Raw genomic sequence first — 545 nt, forward strand, 5'->3', positions numbered from 1 at the left:
CCCCATTACAGTTTGAGTCGTCCGAAAGGGCGGCTCTTTTCCGTTGCACGGTTATACGATTGAGCCGTACCGGTGGTCGCTGGCCGACCGCCCCGGACGGCCGTCAGCCCCTGCCCCGTAGAGGGCCCGGGACGTGTTGCCGCCGGGGCGGGAGGGGCCGCGGGGAACGACTGATAGAGATGTGCCGGGCCCGGACCGGGCCACGGCCGGGTAATGTGGGTGTCGCTTCCGCGGCTAACGGCCGGCTCAAGGGAGAGGATACACCATGCCAGCAGCAGAGACGCCCGTGGCCTACCTGGGGATCGACGTCGGGAAGAGCTCGCACAGCGCGTGCGCGCTCGACGCGGGAGGGGGCGTCGCCTTCAGGGCCGAGCTGGCAAACAGGCCCGACGACATCGACCGGCTGCTCGAGCGGGCCGGCTCCGGCGCGCTGGTCGTCGTCGACCAGAAGCGAAACATCGGCGCACTGGTCCTCGCGCGCGCCCATGCGCATGGGAACCCCTGCGCCTACCTGCCCGGATATGCCGAGAAGCAGGCCCGCGGGA

General features: G+C 70.1%; 1 protein-coding gene. It reads left to right on the top strand.

Annotated elements, in window-relative coordinates:
• Positions 1-265: 265 nt before the first annotated feature.
• Positions 266-545 (top strand): transposase (locus DWZ15_RS10610; protein ID WP_199580080.1); only part of this gene is annotated, 280 nt, incomplete at its 3' end.

The sequence above is a fragment of the Collinsella sp. AF29-7AC genome (assembly GCF_003475665.1).
Lineage (GTDB): Bacteria > Actinomycetota > Coriobacteriia > Coriobacteriales > Coriobacteriaceae > Collinsella.